At 71.9% G+C, this 21,613-nt stretch carries 20 protein-coding genes; 5 read left to right on the top strand and 15 right to left on the bottom strand.

Annotated elements, in window-relative coordinates; genetic code table 11:
• The first annotated feature begins 6 nt into the window (after positions 1–6).
• The gene (locus tag OJ962_RS11065; protein ID WP_202954121.1) at positions 7–1,689 is read left to right on the top strand and encodes a peroxidase family protein; all 1,683 of its coding nucleotides are present in this window, start codon (positions 7–9) and stop codon (positions 1,687–1,689) included.
• Here OJ962_RS11065 and OJ962_RS11060 read toward each other — a convergent pair.
• The 6 genes from OJ962_RS11060 to OJ962_RS11035 all read right to left on the bottom strand — a co-directional run bounded on the left by OJ962_RS11060 (position 1,686) and on the right by OJ962_RS11035 (position 8,533).
• Positions 1,686–2,402, bottom strand: coding sequence for an MBL fold metallo-hydrolase (locus OJ962_RS11060; RefSeq protein ID WP_202954120.1), 717 nt, complete (start codon positions 2,400–2,402; stop codon positions 1,686–1,688). The two genes, OJ962_RS11065 and OJ962_RS11060, sit on opposite strands and share 4 nt — an antisense overlap.
• Positions 2,403–2,456: 54 nt before the next feature.
• Complete coding sequence (locus OJ962_RS11055) at positions 2,457–3,479, bottom strand: hypothetical protein (protein WP_202954119.1); 1,023 nt, start codon at positions 3,477–3,479, stop codon at positions 2,457–2,459.
• A complete protein-coding gene (locus tag OJ962_RS11050; RefSeq protein ID WP_202954118.1) occupies positions 3,476–4,606 on the bottom strand; it encodes a hypothetical protein in 1,131 nt (376 codons plus the stop codon). Before OJ962_RS11050 ends, OJ962_RS11055 begins: the two co-directional genes overlap by 4 nt.
• 87 nt (positions 4,607–4,693) lie before the next feature.
• On the bottom strand, positions 4,694–5,014 hold the full coding sequence (locus OJ962_RS11045) for a hypothetical protein (RefSeq protein WP_202954117.1): 321 nt from the start codon (positions 5,012–5,014) through the stop codon (positions 4,694–4,696).
• A gap of 60 nt (positions 5,015–5,074) precedes the next feature.
• Entirely contained in the window at positions 5,075–6,304 is a 1,230-nt protein-coding gene (locus OJ962_RS11040) for a nitric oxide synthase oxygenase (protein WP_202954116.1), read from the bottom strand.
• Positions 6,305–6,400: 96 nt separating this feature from the next.
• Positions 6,401–8,533 (bottom strand): hypothetical protein, encoded by a 2,133-nt coding sequence (locus tag OJ962_RS11035; RefSeq protein ID WP_270006340.1) that lies wholly within the window; start codon positions 8,531–8,533, stop codon positions 6,401–6,403.
• A gap of 179 nt (positions 8,534–8,712) precedes the next feature.
• Here OJ962_RS11035 and OJ962_RS11030 point away from each other — a divergent pair, with 179 nt between their 5' ends.
• From OJ962_RS11030 to OJ962_RS11020, 3 genes are all read left to right on the top strand, one after another.
• Positions 8,713–10,041, top strand: coding sequence for a dicarboxylate/amino acid:cation symporter (locus tag OJ962_RS11030; RefSeq protein WP_202954114.1), 1,329 nt, complete (start codon positions 8,713–8,715; stop codon positions 10,039–10,041).
• Between the two features lie 217 nt (positions 10,042–10,258).
• Positions 10,259–10,486: a hypothetical protein gene (locus tag OJ962_RS11025; RefSeq protein ID WP_270006338.1), complete on the top strand. Its 228-nt coding sequence runs from the start codon at positions 10,259–10,261 to the stop codon at positions 10,484–10,486.
• Positions 10,483–10,911: a PIN domain-containing protein gene (locus OJ962_RS11020; protein WP_202954112.1), complete on the top strand. Its 429-nt coding sequence runs from the start codon at positions 10,483–10,485 to the stop codon at positions 10,909–10,911. Before OJ962_RS11025 ends, OJ962_RS11020 begins: the two co-directional genes overlap by 4 nt.
• Here OJ962_RS11020 and OJ962_RS11015 read toward each other — a convergent pair whose 3' ends face one another.
• Genes OJ962_RS11015 through OJ962_RS11000 form a run of 4 tightly spaced genes read right to left on the bottom strand, consistent with a single transcriptional unit; the run spans position 10,912 to position 16,447 of the window.
• The gene (locus OJ962_RS11015; protein WP_202954111.1) at positions 10,912–13,152 is read right to left on the bottom strand and encodes an MMPL family transporter; all 2,241 of its coding nucleotides are present in this window, start codon (positions 13,150–13,152) and stop codon (positions 10,912–10,914) included. It abuts the gene before it with no gap.
• 42 nt (positions 13,153–13,194) lie between these two features.
• Positions 13,195–14,400: an MFS transporter gene (locus OJ962_RS11010; protein WP_202954110.1), complete on the bottom strand. Its 1,206-nt coding sequence runs from the start codon at positions 14,398–14,400 to the stop codon at positions 13,195–13,197.
• Positions 14,397–15,356, bottom strand: coding sequence for a pyridoxal-phosphate dependent enzyme (locus OJ962_RS11005; protein WP_202954109.1), 960 nt, complete (start codon positions 15,354–15,356; stop codon positions 14,397–14,399). Before OJ962_RS11005 ends, OJ962_RS11010 begins: the two co-directional genes overlap by 4 nt.
• Positions 15,353–16,447 carry a M20/M25/M40 family metallo-hydrolase gene (locus OJ962_RS11000; protein ID WP_202954108.1) on the bottom strand — a complete coding sequence of 365 codons (1,095 nt, stop codon included), beginning with the start codon at positions 16,445–16,447 and terminating at the stop codon, positions 15,353–15,355. Before OJ962_RS11000 ends, OJ962_RS11005 begins: the two co-directional genes overlap by 4 nt.
• 31 nt (positions 16,448–16,478) lie before the next feature.
• Here OJ962_RS11000 and OJ962_RS10995 point away from each other — a divergent pair, with 31 nt between their 5' ends.
• On the top strand, positions 16,479–16,805 hold the full coding sequence (locus tag OJ962_RS10995) for an STAS domain-containing protein (protein ID WP_202954107.1): 327 nt from the start codon (positions 16,479–16,481) through the stop codon (positions 16,803–16,805).
• On the opposite strand, the gene OJ962_RS10990 is transcribed toward OJ962_RS10995, so the two are convergent.
• Genes OJ962_RS10990 through OJ962_RS10970 form a run of 5 tightly spaced genes read right to left on the bottom strand, consistent with a single transcriptional unit; the run spans position 16,782 to position 21,577 of the window.
• Positions 16,782–17,594, bottom strand: a complete 813-nt coding sequence (locus OJ962_RS10990; protein WP_202954106.1) for a DeoR/GlpR family DNA-binding transcription regulator — start codon at positions 17,592–17,594, stop codon at positions 16,782–16,784. The genes OJ962_RS10995 and OJ962_RS10990 overlap by 24 nt on opposite strands.
• Positions 17,591–18,658 (bottom strand): ABC transporter ATP-binding protein, encoded by a 1,068-nt coding sequence (locus tag OJ962_RS10985; RefSeq protein WP_202954105.1) that lies wholly within the window; start codon positions 18,656–18,658, stop codon positions 17,591–17,593. The genes OJ962_RS10990 and OJ962_RS10985 overlap by 4 nt, the downstream gene beginning before the upstream one ends.
• Entirely contained in the window at positions 18,655–19,716 is a 1,062-nt protein-coding gene (locus tag OJ962_RS10980) for an ABC transporter ATP-binding protein (RefSeq protein WP_202954104.1), read from the bottom strand. The genes OJ962_RS10985 and OJ962_RS10980 overlap by 4 nt, the downstream gene beginning before the upstream one ends.
• Positions 19,716–20,621, bottom strand: coding sequence for a carbohydrate ABC transporter permease (locus tag OJ962_RS10975; protein WP_202954103.1), 906 nt, complete (start codon positions 20,619–20,621; stop codon positions 19,716–19,718). The genes OJ962_RS10980 and OJ962_RS10975 overlap by 1 nt, the downstream gene beginning before the upstream one ends.
• Before the next feature lie 2 nt (positions 20,622–20,623).
• Positions 20,624–21,577 (bottom strand): carbohydrate ABC transporter permease, encoded by a 954-nt coding sequence (locus tag OJ962_RS10970; RefSeq protein WP_202954102.1) that lies wholly within the window; start codon positions 21,575–21,577, stop codon positions 20,624–20,626.
• Positions 21,578–21,613 lie beyond the last annotated feature (36 nt).

Genomic DNA, 21,613 nt, shown 5'->3' with positions numbered 1-21,613 from the left:
CCACCCATGCTCGCCAAGGCCCTGATGAAGCCCGCGGAATGGCTGGACGCGAAGTTCGGCTGGCAACGACTGCCGTACTACGCGGGTCTCGCGACGCTGGTCGGCCTGCGCGAGCGCCTGCGCGAACGCAACCTCTACAGCCCGGGCGTCCCGGGCGTGAGCGGTCCGATGCCGCCCGGCGCCCGGGAGGAGCGCCAGGTGGACGGCACCTGGAACGACCTGTCCTCCCCCGGGATGGGCCGCGTGGGCGCGTCCTTCGGCCGCAACGGCCCTTCGCTGCCGGGACCCGCCCCGACCGACGACCCGCACCCGCTCGTGGTCAGCGACGAGCTGATGCAGCGCCGGCACTTCCTGCCGGCCAAGCACCTGAGCGTCCTCACCGCCGCGTGGCTGCAATTCGAGGTCCACGACTGGATGAGCCACGCCAAGGAGCCGCCCGCCGGCGAGTGGCGGCTGGCCGACGACATGCAGCTGCCGAAGGTCATCCCGGCCGGCACCGACCCGGAGAGCTTCGTCTGCCGCGAGCCGCACTGGTGGGACGGGTCCCAGCTGTACGGCACGCACCCGGACTACATCGCCGCGATCCGCCGCGAGGACGGCCGCATCGCCGTCGACGACGAGCTGCTGCAGGCGCTCGAGGCCCGCGCGGAGACCTTCAACTCGCCCGAGGCGAGCCTGTGGGTCGGCCTCGCCTCGCTGCTGCTGCTGTTCGCGCACGAGCACAACGCGATCGTGGACCAGCTGCGCCGCGCGTACCCGTGCCGCGACGACCGCTGGCTGTACGCCAAGGCGCGGCTGATCAACGCGGCGCTGATGGCGAAGATCCATACCGTCGAATGGACGCCGGCGATCATCGGCCACCCGACGACCGTGCGCGCGATCAAGGCCACCTGGTGGGGGCTGCTGGGCCAGAACGTGCCCCGCCGCCACGGCGGGAGCGACCTCCTGTACGGCATCCCCGGTTCGCGCGCGGACCATCACGGCGTCCCGTACTCGCTCACGGAGGAGTTCGTGACGGTCTACCGGCTGCACCCGCTGATGCCCGACGACTACCGCTTCGGCGACCGCGCGCTGCGCCTGGACGCGCTCGCCGTGCAGCCCGACGCCGTCGACCAGCCGCGGCAGCGCCTCGAGGAGCTCGGCGGGAACGGCGCCGTCCTCGACGCGCTCGGCACGCAGCCGCCCGGCCAGATCGAGCTGTTCAACTACCCAGACACCATGCGCAAGCTCAAGCGCATCGGCCGCCCGGACCCGATCGACCTCGCCGCCACCGACATCGTCCGCGCGCGCGAGACCGGAGTCCCGCGCTACACGGCCTTCCGGCGGCTGCTGCGCCTGCCCGTGCCCACCGACTTCGACGCGCTCACCGGCGGCAACCCGCACACCGCGGCCGCGATCCGCGACGTCTACGGCGGCGACATCGACGCCGTCGACGCCGTCGTCGGGCTCTACGCCGAACCCAAGCCGCAGGGCTTCGCCTTCAGCGAGACCGCGTTCCGGATCTTCCTGCTGATGGCCGCTCGCCGGCTCAAGAGCGACCGCTTCTTCACCGACGACTACACGCCTGAGGTCTACACGCCGGAGGGCCTGCGCTGGATCGAGCGGACCACGATGGGCGACGTCATCCGCCGCCACTACCCGGGCGTGGTCCCGCCCGCGAACCCGTTCCTGCGCTGGCCGGCGGGTTAGACGAGCGCGGCCAGCTTGCGCGCCGCGTCCTGCGTCACGGGCGGGCCGTGCCCGGTCAGGATCACCTGCGGCTGAAGCTCGGCCAGCTTGCGCAGTGAGCGCCGGTAGCGCGGCTCGTCGAGGTTGAAGCCGGGCCAGCCCGCGTCGAGCTTGGGCCAGGTCGCGACCGCGTCGCCGACCGCGATCACGCCGCGCTCGCGCCAGTAGAAGGAGACGCTCCCGGGCGTGTGGCCCTGCGTGAGGACCACCTCGAGCGGCCCGATCCGCTGGCCCTCGACGTCGGCGAGCAGCGCGTCGGGGTCGCACCCGACGTGCGCGTCGTAGTTGATCCAGGACCCGATCCGCATCGGGTAGATCGTCAGCGGCCGCAGCGGGCGGAACGGCATCGGCTGGGGCATCCGGTGGCCGCCGCAGATGTCGGCCTCCCACTGGTGGATGTGGATCGTCAGGTCCGGGTTCAGGTGCTTGAGCGCCGCGACCCCGCCGAGGTGCGAGCGGTGCGCGTGCGTGAGCGCGATGTGCCGGATGTCGGCCGGCGTGCGCCCGATGCTCCACAGGTACTCGACGATCCGGTGCGCGTCGTGCTCGTAGCCGGTGTCGACCAGCACGAGTTCGCCGCTGCCGTCGTCGATCAGGTAGCACTGCGCGTAGCCGCCGAGCTTCCAGCCCCGGCGAAGCGGGCCGATCCGATGCACTCCGGGCGTGATCTCCACGAGCGCGAGCCTAACGCGCCGCGCTCGGTCGAGCGCGGCGCGTGCGCGGTGCGGCTAGCGGGTGAGCGAGCCCGTGGCGGTCTGCTTGGCCGCGCCCGCCGTGGCCTCGACCGTGACCTTCAGCGCGGGCAGGTGCTTGTCGACGGCCTTGGCCGCCTTCGCGGTGAGGCCGAGGTCCACCAGCGCGGCGCCCTGGCCGTCGATCGTCGCCTTCTTGGACGAGATCGTGCGCGAGATCTTCAGCTTCTTCGCGTCGGCCGAGGACAGCAGCGCGCGGACGGTGACGGCGGTGTTCGGGTCGCCGGTGACCATCGCGACCGCCTGCTGGAACTTCTTCGCGCTGAGCTTGAGCGTCAGCGGGCGCGGCGTGACCGGCTTGGGCGCCAGCGCGGCGGCGAGCTGCGCGTCGACGGCGGCCTTCGCGGCCTTCAGCGAGTTGATCTCGGTGCTCAGCGGCGTGGTCTTCAGCGCCACCGTTCCGGAGGCGAGGGCGTCGGCCGTCGTCTGAACCGTGTCCGCGGGCACGTAGGTGGCGCCGGGGACCTTCTCGCACTCGGCCTCGGCGGCGGCCGGGGTGCCGAGGTTGGCGACATTGAAATTCTGGCTCGTGAGCACCGGCAGCCAGCGCGCCGGGTCGTCCTCCAGCCCGGCCGACGTCGCCTGGAACGGCACGTAGTTGTAGAACGCGTCGGCGTCCTGCCACGCCTTGATCGCCTGCTCGCTCTGCAGCGCCGGCGTGAGGCAGGTGGCGTGCGCCTGCGCGGCGGTCGCCGCCTGCGTCATGACGGCGGCGAACGACTTGCCCGAGCGCCAGCCGCCCGGCGCGAGGTTGTAGCCGACGACGCCCTGCTTCTGGAGGTCGGCGTTGGCGGCGGTCGGGTCGTTGGTCTCGCGCAGGACCATGGTGTAGCCGTGGTTGGTCACGACGTAGCGGGTCTGCAGCGCGAGCTGGTCGGTCGTGTTCGGGGCGATGCCGTAGGAGTCGGACGTGTAGACCGACGGGTGCGCGGCGGCGGCGGCGGGGACCGCGAGTGTGGCGGCGGCGGTGAGGGCGGCGAGGCCGAGGACCTGCTTCATCGGATGACTCCTGTGTTGGATGTGGACCGCTCGGCGCGATCGCCGCTCGGGATGAACACGGCCTGGTAGCGGCCGCGCTGAGGACGCTTGAGGCGAAGCTCGAACCGGCCGTCGCGCGCGGTCGTGCGCGCGGTCGCCTTCACCGCGTTGGTGCGCAGCAGCAGGATCCGGCCGGAGAGCTTCGGGGAAGTGGTGCCGGACACCACGACAGTGCCGGACTTCAGGCGGCGGACCTTGATCCGCACGCGCGAGCGCATCTGGACGGTCAAGGTCTCAGAGCCCAGGCCCTCGGCCACCGCGCGGACCTTGCTCGTCTGCGTGACCGTGACGGCCAGCGTGAACGAGCCGTCGGCAGCGGTCGTGACCCGCCGCGTGACCGGCTTGTCGCCCGTCACCGTGATGTCGACGGGGACGCCGCCGCGCGCGGGCGTGACCTTGCCGCTGATCGTCGCCCGCTTGCTGCCCGTGAGGGTGCGCGGTGCGCTGACGGCGATCGCGGTGGTGCGCACCACCGGGGACTCGCCCGCGGGCGGGGCGCACGCGCCCGCGACGAAGTCGGCGCCGAACTGGATCTCGTCCAGCGTCTTGCCGCCGGGCGCGACGTCCACCTCGTGCGGGTCGCCGGGGCCGTCGAAGCCGTCGTCGGTGATCACGAACGGCCGCGCCAGCGTCGTGCCCGCGGGCACCGCCGGGAGGTCGATCGTCGCGCTCCCGCCCGGCCCGGCCGTGACGGCGCCGGTCGTGTCGGCCGTCTTGGCGAACCCGCCGGCGCGCGTCCAGGTGCCGGCCTCGAAGACCGGGGCGGCGCCCTTGGGCATGACCACGCGGACGTAGCGCGTCTGGCCGCCGAGCTCGTAGAGCAGCGCGGCGCCGGCCGCCGCCGAGTCGTCGTGGGCGGGCTCCCAGACGGCGTTGTCGACCTGGATCACCGCCTGCAGGCGCCCACCGGACTCGGTGAGCCAGGCGGCGAGCACGTCGGTGTTGGGGTGGTGCCCGTCCGCCTTGGGGTCGGTGATCTGGGGTGCGTTGTTGCACGGCGCGGGCGGGACCGCGGAAGCCGTGGCGGGAAGGGCCGCGAACGCCGCCAGCGTCAGTGCGCCGGCCGCGAGGGACCCGGAACGGAACATCGGAACGAGAGTCCTCCGTCGAGATATGCGTGATGGGGCGCGTCGACGCGCGGCTGAACCCGCGCGGAGGCGAAACGGCGAACTACCTCAGGCGGCGCAGCGGGCCGGTGGTCCGCGCAGGGACCACGGCGCCCGCTCGAGACCGGCGCTGAAGGGCAGTTCGGCGATGCTCGCCCAGCGGCGTGCCGGCTTGCTGCGCCGGACCCGGGGCTGCGAGCGATAGACCGCGAGGATGCGTTCCTCGGCGACGTAGCGGCCGCTCAGGAGCAGGCCGACGATGGCCAGCACCGGCGCGGCGTAGAGCGCCATCTCCATGGCGCTCGCGTTCCCCGCGACGACGTTCGCGACCGACAGCGCGACCATGAAGGCGGCGCCGGCGAACATGAACACGCGGCGAGAGGACAACATCGACCGCGCGCAATCTACAGGCGCGCGCGGCCGTCGCGCAACTGGACGCTCGTTGAGTGCCTACACGGAAGCGGCCGCGCCCGTGAACGGGCACACGGCGGCGGCCGGCTCCGGCGCCGTCTCCGGCAGCGGGACCTGCACGAAGTTCGGCAGCTTGTACTCGTTCTGGTACTCGGTGTGGAAGACCGGCGTCAGCGAGGCGGAGATCGGCGGGATCATCCAGGACCAGTCGGCGTCGACGACCCGGCCGCGCTTGGCCTCGGCGTCGACCCACTTCTGGAACTTCTCGGTCGCCGTGTAGTGATCGTCCATGCGCATGCCGGCCGTGTCGTAGGAGTGCAGCACGGCCGTCGTGAGCTCGATCACCGTCCGGTCCTGCCACAGCGAGCGGCGGTCGGAGGTGTCGATCCCAAAGGACTCGGCGATCTCGGGCAGCAGGTTGTAGCGGTACTCGTCACTGAAGTCGCGGGCGCTGATCTCCGGCGCCAGGTACCAGCCCGTGAACGGCGAAGTCGGGTAGGTGATGCCGCCGATCGACATGCCCTTGTTCGCGATGCTCGGGAACCCGTACCACTTCAGGCCGAGGTCGTCGAAGGCCGGGAAGCCGGGGTGCGTGAGCGGGATCTCCCATACGACGTCGTCCGGCACCGGGTGCGCGCTGAGCTCGCCGTCCGGCGTCTCGACGATCAGCGGCAGCACGTCGAAGCGGGTGCGCTGCTCGGGCTCCCAGCCCAGGCTCAGCGCGAGCTCGGTGAGCTCGGTCGCGCCGTGGTCGCCCAGCACGGTGCCGTCCTCATGCGTGTAGCCGGCGTAGGCGACGATCTGGCCGTTGCGCAGGCGTGCGGCGGGCTTGCCGGGCGCGTCCGGCGCGAAGATCGTGATCGTCGGCTTGATGCGGCCGCCGTTGTGGACGACGCGCTGGTGCTCGAAGCACTCGTCGCGGATGCCCTCGGGCGTGGTGACGTCGCGGCAGTCGCGGACGGTCAGCGACCGCCAGTAGAGCTTGCCGACGCAGCGTGAGTGGTTGTACCAGGCGAGCTTGGCGCCGACGGTGAGCTCGTCGGTCGTGTGCGTGTAGGTGCCCGTGGCCTGGATCTCGGCCGCGACCTCGGCGATGCGCGCGCGGAACGCGTCGTCGTCCATGTCGACGTAGGCCTTGTACTGCTCGAAGAACGCGCGGACCTCACGCGGGTCCGGGCCGTCCGTGCGCCGCGCGGGCGCGGCGGAAGCGACGGGCGCCTCGCTGGCGAGGTTGGCCACCCAAGGGCAGCCGTTGGCGGCGGTGTCCATCGTGTCTCCGAGTGGCCGGTGAAGTTTGCGGGGTCGGCGTGAGGTTTCACACCGTTGGCCCCGGTACTCGACCGCCCCGTCCGGTTCTTGAGGAGCTCAGTGCGTGAGCGGTGGGACGCCGCGCGCGACGACGATTGCGCGCTCGTCGAGGGCGACCTGGCCGAGCCGGTCGGTCGCCGTGATGCGCAGCGTGTACTCGCCGTCCGGGAGGTACTGCGGCTCGGTTCGGAACGTGCGCGTCTTCGAGCAGCTCGCCGCGCACGTCTGCGGCTCGGCGTCGAGCGACTGCTCGACGACGTTCCCGTCCGGGTCGAGCAGCTCGAAGTCCAGCGTGCTCACGCCCGCGCCCGCGTCGTGGGCCTCGACGGTCGTCTCGTAGTCCGTCGCCTCAGCGTCGAGGTACGGCGGGCGCCCCTCCGCGCTGCGCACCTCGGGCGCGCCGCGGTCGATGCGCAGCGTCCAGGTGCGCGAGGAGACGTTGCCGACGGCGTCGGTGGCCGTGAAGCGCACGGGCACCTCGCCCTCGGGCAGCCCTGAGGAGTCCGAGCTCACGTAGGCCGACTGCGGGCAGCGCGAGCGCCGGTCGCCCGTGCAGTTGGCGTCGTGGGTGTAGGCGCCGACCCAGTCCGGGTTGCCGGGCGAGTCGAGCACGAGCCTGCGCATGCCCAGCCCGCTGTCGACGCCGCGCGCCTGGAAGGCGCGGTACGAGGTCCAGGAGCCGTCCGAGAGCCCGTTGTCCTCGCTGACGGCGGGGACCGCCGCGTCCTCGATCCACACCGTCGCGCCGCCGAGGAAGTTCGTGAAGGCGCCGTGCGCGCCCGTGTAGTAGACCGCGGTGCCGAAGATCGCGGCGTTCCCGGGCGTGGCCTCGCTGCTGGAGTGCGTCTTGGTGTTGTAGTGCAGCGCGCCGTAGGTGCTGTAGGGCGAGGGCCCGCACGCGCCGCCGGGCTCGCACCATGTGCCGGGCTCGTAGCGGTTGTTCGCGTAGCTCCAGATGCCCTGGTAGGAGCGGTCGTCGTTGTACGGCGCCGGCCAGGTCCCGGTGGTCTGCGGCTCGTGCTTGACCTGGCTGAACTCCGCGCGCACGATCCGCGAGGTGCCCGGCGCGTTGAAGAACCAGTTCGCGTAGTCGCCGGCGTTGAACTGCTTGCTGCCGCGGTTGAACGTGTAGACGCCGTTGCCGAGGTAGGCCGCGCCGTAGAAGTAGGTGAAGCGGTTGTTCGGGTCCGACCACTTCCAGCCCGTGACGTCGACCGCCACCGACGAGTTGGCGAACCACTGCGAGGAGTCCTCGAGGATCGTCGGGTCCAGCATGACCGGGTAGCGCACGTCAGCGCCGCGATGCCGGACGTTGACGACGAGGTCCGCGCCTTCGACGACGAGGTCGGTCTTGACCTCGTGGTCGTCCGCGTCCCACGCCACGGGCGCGGTGACGTGGGCGAGCTTGCGCCCGTCGGCGGCGATGATCTCCGCGCCCGGGGCGGCCGCGCTCAGCTGCAGCCGGGCGCCGCGCGGGAGCTCGAGCCGCCAGCGGAAGCGCTCGGGGCTGGCGGGCGAGCGCAGCTGGGCGCCGAGGTCCACCCCGGCCGGGAGCGGCGTGACGATGTGGTCGGTGTCGGGCGCGGTCTCGGGGAAGAACGCCTTGTCCTGCGCGGCGGTGCCGGCCGCGTCTTCGACGCCGACGGGCTTGACCGCGACGTCGATGTCGTCGAGCACGACGCCCTCGCGCGCGCGGTCGCCGACCGCCAGCGCGACGATCGGCGCGAGCGGCGCGAACCCGGCGGCGGTCTCGCGCAGCCCGAGGTCGACGGGCGTGGGCGCGCCGTCGGCGCCGACGGTGCGCAGCGGCAGCTGGCTCTCGACCACGACGTCGGCCTGGCCCGGGCGGGCGACGCGCGCGGCGTTGGCGCCCAGGTAGGCCTTCACGCGCTCGCCGGCCTCGAGGTCCAGGGCGCGGTGGCCGCGGCGGTCGAGCTCCGGGAAGTGGCGCTGGGCGAGCGCGACGATCTCGCCGCGGGTGAGATCGGTGTAGGCGGCGCGCGACGCGTGACGGCGCTCGCGGGCGGCCGGACGAGCACGGCGGGCGGCGGCCGCGGCCCGTTCGGCGCGCGCGTCCTCGCGCGCGGCGCGCAGCGCCGGGTCGGTGTCCGGGCTCGGCGGGACGCGCGTATCGGCCGCGGGCGCGGTCTCCCCCGCGCGCGGCGGCGCGGCGTGCGCAGGCGCGGTCATCGCCCCGGTGATCAGGCTGACTGCGACGACCCATCGCCACGGAGCTCCGCGCATCGCGGTCAATCAACTAGTTGCCGGAGGGTCGGGCAATCGAACATCCGCCGATCACCGGCAAATACTTGAAAGCCGGTCGGGATTGTTAGACTGTTGCGGTCGCAACCGTTCTCGCAGGGGGAACCATGACTGTCTTTCGCCGCGTGCCGTTCGGCGCGCAGATCCTGGCCGGCCTCGCGCTGGGCCTGCTGTTGGGCTACATCGCCCGTGAAGGAGACGTCGGCTGGCTGGCCGACACGCTGGCCGAGGTCGGTGATCTCTTCGTGCAGCTGCTGTTCCTGGCCGTACCGCCGCTCGTGTTCACGGCGGTCGTCGTGTCGATCGCCAACCTGCGGGGGTTGACGAACGCGGCGCGCCTGGCCGGGCGCACGCTGCTGTGGTTCATGATCACGTCGCTGATCGCGGTGAGCATCGGGCTCGCGCTCGGCCTGCTGACCGACCCGGGCGCGGGCGCGAACATCGACCTCGGCGCGGCCGAGCGGCCGGAGACGACCGGCTCCTGGACCGACTTCCTGACGGGCATCGTCCCCGAGGACCCGATCACGCCGTTCGTCGAGACCAACGTGCTCCAGATCGTGTTCCTGGCGGTCGCGGCCGCCGCGGCGGCGCTGACCGTCGGCGAGCCGGCGGAGCGCTTCATCGAGCTCAACCGCGCCGTGCTGGCGCTCGTGCAGAAGGCGCTGTGGTGGGTCATCCGGCTCGCCCCGATCGGCACGCTCGGGCTGATCGGCAACGCGGTCGCCGAGTACGGGTGGGACCTGCTCTCGCCGCTGGCGACGTTCGCCGTCGACGTCTATGTCGGGTGCGCGCTGGTGATGTTCGGCGTCTACCCGCTGCTGCTCGCGCTCGCCGGCCGCGGCCTGAACCCGCTGCGCTTCTTCCAGGGCGCGTGGCCCGCGATCCAGCTCGCGTTCGTCTCCCGTTCCTCGGTCGGCACCATGCCGCTGACCCAACGTGTCGTGACCGAACGCCTCGGCGTCCCGCGCGACTATGCCTCGTTCGCCGTCCCGTTCGGCGCGACGACCAAGATGGACGGCTGCGCCGCGATCTACCCGGCGCTGGCGGCGATCTTCGTCGCGCAGGTGTTCGGCCTCTCGCTCGGCGTCGAGGACTACCTGCTGATCGCGTTCGTGTCCGTGGTCGGCTCCGCCGCCACCGCCGGCCTCACCGGCGCGACGGTCATGCTCACGCTCGTGCTGTCCACGCTCGGGCTCCCGCTGGAGGGCGTCGGCCTGCTGCTCGCGATCGACCCGATCCTGGACATGATGCGCACCGCGACCAACGTCGCCGGCCAGGCGCTCGTGCCCGTGCTCGTCGCCCGCCGCGAGGGCCTGCTCGACGAGTCCGTCTACAACGGACCCGCCCGCGCGCTGGAGGCCGAGCCGGCGTTCGTCCCCGCCCCGACCGGCCGCTTCGCCCCCACCCCGGTGCCGCAGGCGACCGCCTCGCACTGAGCCCGCGCGCCACGGCCGCGGCGGATATCGTCGCGGCCGTGGCCTGGCACGCGTGTTCGCCGACGTCGCCCGGGACCGGACGTGGGTCGTGCTCGACTGGGAGGCGAAGCGCATCCACTTCGTCGCCGCCACGTCCAGCGACTGAGTGCGACACCAGTGTTACACTGCGCGCATCCCGACGAAGCACCCGCGACACGCGATCACCGAGACGCCGCCCGTGCGCGCGGCGCTCGACGAGCTGCGCGATGAGCTCGGCGACCACCGCCCCGACCTGGGCGAGCTGGTGATCCTCGGCGCCAACGCCAAGCTCGCGCAGCTGCGCGCCGAGCGCGAGAACCTGGTCGAGCGCCGGCGCGAGCTCGCCGACCGCATCCGCCGCGGAACGCTTCCCCCGCTCGACCCCGAAGCCGCCGACGAGGTCCGCCGCTCCGGCTGGGCCCGTTGAGCGCCCGGACCCTGCTGCTCGACAACTCGGCCTGGGTCCGCCTCGCCGCGCTCGCCGCCGAGCGCGCGAACGAGATCGCCGACCTGATCGTGGCCGGCCGCATCGCCACCTGCCTCCCGTTCCTGCTCGAAGCGGGGTACTCCGCGCGCAACCTCGCGGACCGCGAACAGCTCCGCGCGCAGCTCGACGCCCTCCCGCGGTTCCCGATCGACGCCGACGTCGAACGCCGCGCCGAAGACGCCCAGCGCCAGCTCACCGCGATCGGTCACCACCGGCTCCCGCCGGTGGACCTGCTCGTCGCCGCCGTCGCCGACCGCCACGGGCTCGACGTCCTGCACTACGACAGCGATTACGACCTGATCGCGGAGCGCACCGACCTGACGTTCGGCTCGGTCTGGCTCGCGCCCCGCGGGTCGCTGTCGTAGCTAGTCGCGCGTGCCGGTCGTCTCGCGTTCGGGCGTCCCGCCGCCGTGGCCGTTGGTCGGGGGCGGCACGTCGTGCTCCTGGGTGAGCTCCTTGTCGAGGCCCTCGACGAGGTGGCCCTCCAGCGACACGTTCGGGAGGATCCGGTCCAGCCAGCCCGGCAGCCACCACGCCTTGTCGCCGAGCAGCGTGACCACGGCCGGCGCGATCACCAGGCGCACGAAGAGCACGTCGATCAGGATCGCCAGGCCGAGGCCGAGACCCATCATCTTGCCGATGACGTCCGGCTGGGTGACGAAGGCCAGGAACACGGCGGCCATGATCAGGCCGGCGAACAGGATGACCTTGCCGATCCGCGCCATGCCGTGAATGACGGATTCGCGCGGGCCGTCACCTTCGTTGTAGGCCTCGTGCACGCGGCTGAGCAGGAAGACGTTGTAGTCCATGCTCAACCCGAACAGGATCGCGAACAACATGACCGGGATGAACGAGACGATCGGGACGTCGGAGTCCGAGCCGACCAGGCCGGCGCCGATGCCCATCTGGAACACCGCGACCACGACGCCGTAGGCGGCCAGCACCGAGAGCAGGTTGAAGGCGGCCGAGACGAGCGGGATCCACAACGAGCGGAAAGCCATGATCAGCAGCAGCACCGACAGGCCGATCACGGTGAGGATGAAGATCGGCAGGCGCGAGGCGACCTTGTCGGAGAGGTCCTCGAACGTCGGCACGGCCCCGCCGACGAACACCTTGTCGGCCAGCGCGGTCCCTTGTGTGGCCTGCGGGATCGTCTCGTCACGCAGCCGGTCCAGCAACTCGCTCGTGGCGACGTCCTGCGGCGCGCTCGTCGGGATGGCGAAGATGGTCGCCATCTCGCCGTCCTGGCTCGGCGTCGCCGGTGCGGCCTGGCCGACGCCCCGCGTCCCGGCGACCGCCTGCTGGAGCTTGTCGAGGTCGGCCTGGACGGCCTGCGCACCGCCGGCCGTGTCGACCGCGATGATGAACGGGCCGTTCGAGCCCGCGCCGAAGGCCGCGGTCAACCGGTCGTAGGCGACGCGCTGGAGCTTGCCCTCGGGCTGGTTGCCGTCGTCGGGCTGCCCGAGGCGCAACTGCGTGACCGGGAAGGCGAAGATGAGCATGATCAGCACGCCGCCGGCGATCGACAGCCACGGCCGCGCGGTGATCCGCTCGCCCCAGCGCTCGAACGCGCGCGAGGGCTCGACCATCTTCGGGTCCTTGGGCGTCAGCCACTTCTTGAAGGCGCCGATCAGCGCCATCAGCACGGTCAGGGCGGACAGCACGACGCCGCCGACGGCGATCGCCGCGCCCACGCCGAGCTTGCCGATGAACGGGATGCCAATGACGAGCAGGCCAGCGATCGCGAGCATCACGATCAGGCCCGCGGCGACCACGGACGCGCCCGACGTGGCCGCGGACTTGGCGGCGGCGTCGCGCGGGCTGTCGCCCCTGGCCACCTGCTCCCGGTAGCGCCCGACGATCAACAGCGCGTAGTCGATGCCCGCGCCGAGGCCGAGCATGGTGGCGATGAACGCGGCGAACGACGGCAGGCCGAGCGGCTTCGACAAGGCCGCCAGCAGCATCTGCCCCATGATCACGCCGATCAGCGCGCCCAGCAGCGTCACGAGCATCGCGACCTTGGACCGGAACAGGACCCAGAGCAGGATGATCGCGATGCCGATGCCGACGAGCTCGCCGACGGGCAGCTCCTGCTCGGAGCCGATGTCGATCATCGTGCCGCGCGCGGAGATCTCGACGCCGTTCTTACCATCGTCCTTGTCGAGCGCTTCGATCAGCGGGCGACCGTTCTCCGGCTTGATGTCGGCCTGATCGATCGTGTACCGGATGTCCGCGGACGCGAGCTTGCCGTCCTCGGAGATCCGCGCGCCCTCGCCGAACGGGTCCGAGACCGTCTTCTCGAGCGGCAACGCCTTGACCTTGTCCAGCGCGGCCCTGACGACCGCCTGGTTCTCCGGATCGGTGATCCTGCCCTTGGTCGCGTAGAAGACCGCGGTCGCTTCAGCGCCCGCCAGCTCCTTCTGGTGCGCCGTGAAGAGATCGAGCGCCTTCTGGCTCTCGGTACCTGGCGTCGAGAAGTCGTCGGCCGCCGGGCCGGCGGCCGCGGAGACGCCGATCAGGGCGATCAGGACGACGAGCGCGCCGACGAGCCCGCGTATCCAATGGGTGGTGAGGGTGCGCGCGATGCGCGCGAGGAGCAGTGACACGAACGCCTCCGAGAGAGCAGGAGAGTGGGGAGACGCCAAAGACTAATCGGGGACGGCACCTCGCGTGGTCACGCCGGGGGTTAACCCGAATACGGGCAGCGCGACGAGCACCGTGGCGCCGATCGCGAGCGCCGCGACGCCGATCGAATCCAGCGCGAAGCCGCCGAGCAGCGCGAGGCCCGCGCCCAGGAAGGCGGCGAGCTGGTCGTTGAAGCCGATCAGCCGCCCACGCTCGCTGACATTGGTGAGATCGACCATCTGCGCCGTCGCGGCCACGAACGACACGTTCCAGCCCACGCCGAGCCCGAACAGCAGCACCGCGGTCGCGGGGACGGATTCGAACCACAGCAGGCCGATCGTGGACGCGCCCATCACCAGCAGGCCGGCCGCGAGCGCGACCGGGCGGCCGATGCGGTCGATCAGCGCGCCGACGAACAGCACCAGCGCGTACATGCCCAGCACGTGGGCGCCGATGATCGGGAAGACGTCCGATTGGTGGTGCTGGTGGTGGTCGACGACGACGTACCCCGTCAGGTTCATCACCGACACCATCACCGAGAAGGACGCGAGCGCGGCGACCATCGCGGGCCGCACGCCCGGGCGGCGCAGGATCTCCCCCAGCGGCGCGGCCGGGGGCGGCGGGCCGTCGTCGCGGGCGAAGTGCAGCGCGATCTCGCGCGGGTCGGGACGCACGAGGCTGACGACCACCAGCGCGATCAGGCTGATGCCCGCCGCCGCGAGCCACGGCACGGTGAGCGCGGCGGCGTCGAGCTCGCGGTCGCTGAACAGCGGCCCGAACACGGCCGGGCCGAGGATCGCGCCGAACACGGACCCGAACAGCACGTACGAGATCCCGCGCGCGCGCCGCTCGGGCGGGTACATGTCGCCCGCGGCGGTGCGGATCAGCAACGCGATCCCGTTCGCCGCGCCGGTGAGCAGGAAGCCGAGCAGCAGGATCGGCGCCGACTCGAGGTTCGTCGCCAGCGCGGTCAGGCAGCAGCCCGTCGACGACATCACGTACCCGCCGAGGATCACCGGCTTGCGCCCGAGCCGGTCCATCAGCCGGCCCGCCGGCACCGCGGCCAGGCCCGACGCGACCAGGAAGATCGCCGGCCCGAGCCCGAGCAGCCCTTCGATCCCGGTGACGAGCACGAAGGTGATGGAGGAGACCGCGGCGACGAGCTGCAGCACCGACGAGTAGACCGCCATCGCGACGGCCAGCAGGATCGTGTTGCGGCGGACGTTCACGCGACGGCGGCGGCGTAGCCCTCGGGGTCGGTCGGCCCCTCGGTGGCGACGAGCAGCATCCGCTCGCGCCGCAGCTCGTGTTCGAGCACGGGCAGCGCGGCGTACGGGGCCGCGCCGGACTGGCCGATCGCCAGCCCTCGGGCAGCCAACGCGCGCATCGCCTCGACCACCTGCGAGTCCGTGACCGCGACCGTGCCGGTGATCCCGGCGCGCAGGGTCGGCCACGCCGCCTCGGAGACCTCCGCGCAGTCGAGGCCGGCCATGGCCGTGCCCGGCGTGTCCACCGCGACGGGCTCCCCCGCCGCCAGCGACGCCGTCAAGCACGCGGCCACGTCGGGCTCGACGCCGATCACGGCCGTTCCGGTCGCGGCGCCGTAGCGCGCCGCGGCCGCGGCCAGCGAGCCGACGCCGACGGGCACCAGGATCGCGTCGTAGCGGTCGTCGAGCTCGGCGAACAGCGTCGCGTAGCCGTCGATCACCCAGTGCGCCGGCCGCGAGGAGCCGACGTCGGCGAGCTCGGCGAACCCGGGCCGCGCGCCCTCCTCGGCCGCCAGCCGGACGGCGTCCTCGTAGGTGCCGTTCACGACGACCACGTCGGCGCCCTCCCCCGCGATCGCCTCGCGGCGCGCGGGCAGCGACCGCTCCGGCAGGAAGATCCGCGCGCGCAGCCCGCGCTGGGCCGCGACGTGCGCGACCGCGCGCCCGTGGTTGCCGGCGCTGGCCGCGACGAGCGTCCGCACCGACGGCTCCGTACGCAGCGTCTGCTCCACCGCCCAGGACACGCCGAGCACCTTGAACGCGGGCAGCCCGAGCCGGTCGGACTCGTCCTTGACGAACACGCCGCCGCCGAGGTCGTGCACGGGCGTCGGCGCGTAGCCCGGCAGCGCCCGGTGGAACGCGAGCGCCTCGCCAGAAGGTGCCGGGACGTCTTCCGGCGCGTACGCCGGGTTGATCACGCGCAGAACTCCTGGGCCACGGCGACGAGCGTACGGGTCACGGCGGCGGTGTCGCTCAGGCTCACCCATTCGACGTCGGCGTGCGCGCCGTCGCCACCCGGCCCGTACAGCACGGTGGGGATGCCGGCCGCGGCGATGAAGGCCGCGTCGGTCCAGTACGCCGCGCCCGCGACCGGCGCTTCGCCCGCCGCACCCCGCACGCGCCGCACGAACTCGTGCGACGGGTCGATCGCGAACGGCTCGCGCGCGAGCAGCGTCCGCGCCGACGCGTCCGCGCTGCCGATCAGCGCCGCGACCTCCGCCTCCACGTCCGCGACGGTCTCCCCCGGCAGCGTCCGCCGCTCGATCGAGAGCACGCACTCGCCCGGGTAGCTGGAGAGCTCGACCCCGCCGCGGATCAGCGACGCATGGACGGACGCGCGCCCCAGCAGCGCGTGCGACGGCAGCCCGGCGTCCAGCTCGGCCAGGCGCACGAGCGCCGGGCCGGCGGCCACGATCGCGTCGGCGCCCTCGTCCGGCCGCGAGCCGTGCGCCGCGCGCCCGCGGAACGTCAGCTTCGACCACACGAAGCCCTTGTGGGCGACGATCACCTCGCCGCCGGTCGGCTCGGTCACGATCGCCCCGTCGGCGCGCACGCCGGCCGCCAGCACCTCCTGCACGCCGAGGCTCGCGTGCTCCTCGTCGGCCACGCACGCCACCAGGACGTCGCCGCGCAACTGCAGCTCGGCGGCGGCACGGCACGCCAGCAGCGCCGCCGCCACGCCCGCCTTCATGTCGTACGCGCCGCGACCGTGCAAGCGGTCGCCGTCCACCCGCGCCGCGAACGGATCACCGGCCATCCCGCCCACGCCGACGGTGTCCAGGTGCCCGCACAGCAGCAGCGTGCGCCCGCCACCCGACCCGGGCGCGCGCACGACCACGCTGGGCCGCCCGGCGACCGCCTCCAGGCGCGTCACCGCGAGCCCGCAGCCCGCCGCCCAGTCCGCCACGAACGACGCGATCGCCCCCTCCCCCGCGCCGCCCCGCACCAGCGCCGGGTTGACGGAGTCCAGGCCCACCAGTCGAGAAAGCAGTTCGACGGTTTCGTCCATATGCCCGCACATGATGCGATCATTCGCGCTCATGAGCGGCGAGCCCGACCCCACCGGCTACCGCCCGCCTCGCTTCGAGGTGACGGCGGAGCACACCGATGGAACCGTGCTGCTTCGTCTGATCGGCGAGCTGGACCTCGTGAGCGAGCCGGTGCTCGCGGACGCGCTCGCGGAGGCCGACGGCCAACCGTTGCGGATCGACCTGTCCGAGCTGGCGTTCATGGACTCCACCGGCCTGCGGGCGCTGCTCGACCTGCAGCGCCGGCACGAGGACGTCAAGCTGCGCGGGCCGCTGCAGCCCGCCGTCCAGCGCCTGCTGGAGCTCACGCAGACGCTACAGATACTCCCGTTCGAGTAGCGCGGCGCGCTCGAGCCGCACGCCCGCCGCGCGGAACTCCGCCGCCACCGCCGCCGGCAGCCCGGCGTCGGTGATCAGCAGGTCCAGCGCCTGCGCCGGCCGGATCGACAGCAGCGAGGAGCGCCCGAACTTGGACGAGTCCAGCATCCCGACCGTCCGGGCGGCCGCCGCGGCGGCCGCGTTGAGCGTGTCCGCCAGCGCCGAGCGCGACGTGGTGAGCCCGTGCTCGAGCGTCACGCCCGCGGCCGAGATGAACGCGACCGCGATGTTGAGCTCGCGCAGGAACTCGATCGTCCAGCGCCCCGTCAGCACGCGCATGTGCTGGTTGAGCTCGCCCGGCGGCACGATCACGTGGATCGTGTCCGCCGTGAGCCCGTGCGCGATCGCGGGCGAGTTGGTCACGAGCGTGAGCTCGCTCGGCGGCCGCAGCTCCAGCAGCCGCGCCAGCGCCAGCCCGGTCGAGGACGCGTCGAGGAAGATCGTCGACCCGTCCTCCACGAGCTCCCGCGCGCGCACCGCGATCGCTTCCTTCTCGCGCGCGGCCTCGTGCACGCGCGTGTCCCAGGCCGTCTCGGGCGACCGTGGCCGCGAGTCGGGGAGCGAGCGCGCGCCCCCGCGCACGCGCTCGAGCAATCCCTCCCCCGACAGCAGCTCCAGGTCCCGATGGACCGTGACCGGTGACACGGCGTGCTCTGACGCCAGCTCCGCGAGCGACGCCCCGCCGTCACGCGAGACGCGCTCGAGGATCTTCGCTCGCCTCAGGACGGGAGGGAGCGGTCCTTCGGTCATCGTCTCGTGATCGCCTGCTCGGACTCGGCGTCGAACAGGTGCACGCGCTCCATGTCGACCGCCGCCCGCACCGGCTCACCGACCTTGTAGGTCGCCGTCGGCGGCGCCTTGATGACGATCCGCTGCCCACCGACCTCGACGTCCACGAGCGTCCGGTCGCCCAGCGGCTCGACGGCGTACACCGTGCCCTCCAGGGCCGTGGCCTCGTCGCGCACCTCCAGCGACAGGTCCTCCGAGCGCACGCCGAACACCGCGCGGTGGTCGCCGGAGACCCCGAACCCGGGGTTCGGCAGCGACCAGCCCTCGCCCTCGAGCCGCCCGTTGGCCGTGCAGTCGAGCATGTTCATACGCGGGGAGCCCATGAACGTCGCGACCCAGCGGTTGGCCGGCCCGTCGTAGATCTCGGTCGGCGCGCCCACCTGCTGAACCGTGCCCTCCCGCAGCACCGCGACCTTGTCGGCCATCGACATGGCCTCCACCTGGTCGTTGGTGACGTACAGGAACGTGCGGCCGAGCGACCGGTGGATGCGGGTGAGCTCGGTGCGCATCTCCACGCGCAGCTTGAGGTCGAGGTTCGTCAGCGGCTCGTCCATCAGGAACGCCCGCGGGTCGCGCACGAGCGCGCGCCCGAGCGCGATCCGCTGCATCTGCCCGCCCGACATCTGCGCCGGGTAGCGGTTGAGCAGCTCCTCGATGTGCAGCAGCTCGGACACGCGCTTGAGCTGGGCGTCGACCTCGCTCTTGGGCAGCTTGCGCGCCCGCAGCGGCGACGTGATGTTCTGCGCCGCCGTCTGCTTGGGATAGAGCGCGTAGCTCTGGAACACCATCGCCAGGTCGCGCTCGGCGGGCGTCGCCTTCGTCGCGTCGATCCCGTTCAGGAGCACGCGGCCCGTGTCGGGCTTCTCGAGCCCGGCGAGCACGCGCAGCGTCGTGGTCTTGCCCGCGCCCGACGGACCCAGCAGCACGAAGAACGACCCCTCGGGGATGTCCAGCTCGAGGGACTTGAGCGCCTCGACGTCACCGAACGTCTTGGAGATCCCCTCGGCCACGATCGCGCTGGTCATGCGCTCACCACCTTCTCGCTCGTCGGGTCGTACGCCGGCGGCGCCGCGCCGACGTGGCGCACCGACACGACCTGCTCCTCCTGGAACCGCGCCGTCGCCGGCATGCGGATGTGGAAGAGCCCGGCTTCGCACTCGACGACGTAGATGGTCTCGTCGCCCAGCGCCTCCTTCGAGACCACGCGGCCCCGGACGCCCTCGCCCGACTCCGTGACGGTCAGACCCTCGGGCCGCACGCCCGCGATCACCTTCTGGCCGCGTTGCAGGCCCTCGGGCGCCGCGATCTTGAGGTCACCGGCGGCCGTGAGGTGGCCGTTGGTGACCTCGGCCTCGATCAGGTTCATCGGCGGCGAGCCGATGAACCGCGCCGCGAACAGCGTGGCCGGGCGGTTGTAGACCTCCATCGGCGCGCCGAGCTGCTCGAGGTTGCCCTTGTTCATGATCGCGATCCGGTCGCCGAGCGCCATCGCCTCGACCTGATCGTGGGTGACGTAGACCATCGTCGCGCCCAGCCGCTGCTGGAGATGCTTGACCTCGGCGCGCATGTCCGCGCGCAGTTCCGCGTCCAGGTTGGTCAGCGGCTCGTCCATCAGGAACGCCTTGGGGTGGCGCACCATCGCCCGGCCCAGGGCCACGCGCTGCTGCTCACCGCCCGAGAGCTTGTTCGGCTTGCGCGTCAGGTACGGCTCGAGCTGGAGCATGCGCGCCGCCTCGGCCACGCGCTCGTTGATCTCCGACTCGGGCGCGTTCGCGGCCCGCAGCGGGAACGCCATGTTCTCGCGCACGCTCAGGTGCGGGTATAGGGCGTAGAACTGGAACACCATCGCGATGTCGCGCTGGGACGGGCGCAGCCCGGAGACGACCTCGTCGCCGATCCGGATCTCGCCCGAGGTCTCCTCTTCCAGGCCCGCGATGCAGCGCAGCGTCGTCGTCTTGCCGCAGCCCGACGGGCCGAGCATGACGAACAGCTCGCCGTCGTTGATCTCCAGCGACAGCTCCTCCACCGCGACGGTCCCGTCCGGGAACGCCTTATGGAGCTTGTTGACGTGGACTTCAGCCATCAGCGACGCACCGCCCCGAGGGTCACGCCCGCCACCAGGTGCTTGCGCACGAGGAAGGCGAACACCAGCACCGGCACCGCGAACGTCATGGCGGACGCGGCCACCAAACCCCAGTCGATCGTCGTGCCGCCGATCAGGCCCGCGATCGCGGACGGCGCCGTGCGCGTGTCCGGATCGGTGATCAGGAAGATCGAGAACACGAACTCGTTCCAGGAGAAGATCAGCGCGAACACCGCCGTGGCGGCGATGCCGGGGATCAGCAGCGGCATCGTCACGCGCCAGAACGCCTCGAAGCGCGAGAAGCCGTCGAGCATCGCCGCCTCCTCGTACTCCGCCGGGACCTCGTCGATGAAGCCCTTCATCATCCAGATCGTGAACGGCAGGTTGAACGCCGAGTAGACCAGGATCAGGCCCGGGAGCGTGTCCAGCAGGTTCAGGTCGCGGAACATCAGGAAGACCGGGATCACGACCACCACGGGCGGCATGAACCGGGTCGAGAGGATGAAGAACAGCTGGTCCTTCTTGGCCTTCAGCGCGAAGCGCGAGTAGGCCCAGGCCGCCGGCACGCCGAGCACGGTCGCGATCAGCGTCGAGAACCCGGCGACGATCACCGAGTTGATGAAGCCCTGGAAGACGGGCGAGTCGCTGCTGAAGACGTTCTTGAAGTGGTCCAGCGTCGGGGTGAACGAGATCACCTTGGCCGGGACGGCGTAGATGTCGCGCGTGTCCTTGAGCGCCGTCTCGAGCATCCAGACGACGGGGAAGAGCATCACGACCATGAAGATCGCGAGCAGGACGATCTCGATGCCCGAGCCGAGCTTGCGCTCCTTGCGCGGGGGCGGGGCGACGGTCTCGCCCGCGATGCCCTTGTCGGCCAGGCCCTCGGGTTGGATGTGGGTCGCCATCGCTAGCGCTCCTGGAGCCGGTTGAGGTAGCGCAGGTAGAACTGCGCGGCGATCGTGACGACGATCACCATGAGAATGCCGTAGGCGGAGGCGAGGCCGGTGTCGAAGCCGAAGAACGCGACCTTGTAGACGTTGAAGCTCAGCGTCTCGGTCGTGCCGCCGGGGCCGCCGCCGGTGAGGATGTAGACCAGGTCGAACAGGCGGAAGGCCTCGATCGCCCGGAACATGACCGCGATCAGCAGCAGCGGCCACACGAGCGGGAACGTGATCCGGCGGAACTTGAACCACTCGGAGGCGCGGTCGATCTCCGCCGCCTCGTACAGGTACTTCGGGACCGCCGTCAGGCCCGCGAGGGCGATCAACATGATGAACGGCGTCCACTGCCAGGTGTCCACGATCACCAGCGAGAACAGCGCGAGCCGCTGCTGTGTGAGCCACTCCACGCGGCCGAAGCCGAGGCTGTCCAGGAACGAGTTCACGACGCCGAACTGCACGTCGAGCATGAACTTCCAGAACAGGCCGACGACGATCGGCGAGAGCATCATCGGAATCAGGAAGAGCGTCGTGATCGCGCCGCGGCCCTTGATGCGCCGCGAGATCAGGAACGCGATGGTGAAGCCGAGGATGGTCTGCAGGCCGACGGCGCCGACGACGAAGATGAGCGTCGTGAGCGCACGGGCGTGGACGACCTCCGAGGTGAGGACCGTGACGTAGTTGTCGAACGCGATGAACTCGTAGCCGCTGTCCCGTGTCGCCGAGTAGTCGGTGAACGACAGGCCGAGCAACCACAGCAACGGCCAGATCGAGAGGAACAGCAGCAGCGCGAACGCCGGGAGGATGAAGAGCAGCGCGAGCTTGCGGTCCGTCAGGAACGCGAAGCGCCTCGCGGCGGGTGGCGCCTCCAGCGTCTGCGCCTGCGGCGCGTTCTGGGGGGGTGTTTGAAGCGTGTTGGCCATTGCTCTGGGTGCGGCGCGACGAGGCCGGCCGCACGA

This window comes from Solirubrobacter deserti (assembly GCF_027587175.1).
Taxonomy (GTDB): domain Bacteria; phylum Actinomycetota; class Thermoleophilia; order Solirubrobacterales; family Solirubrobacteraceae; genus Solirubrobacter; species Solirubrobacter deserti.
This window is presented reverse-complemented; position numbering and strand designations above follow the sequence as displayed.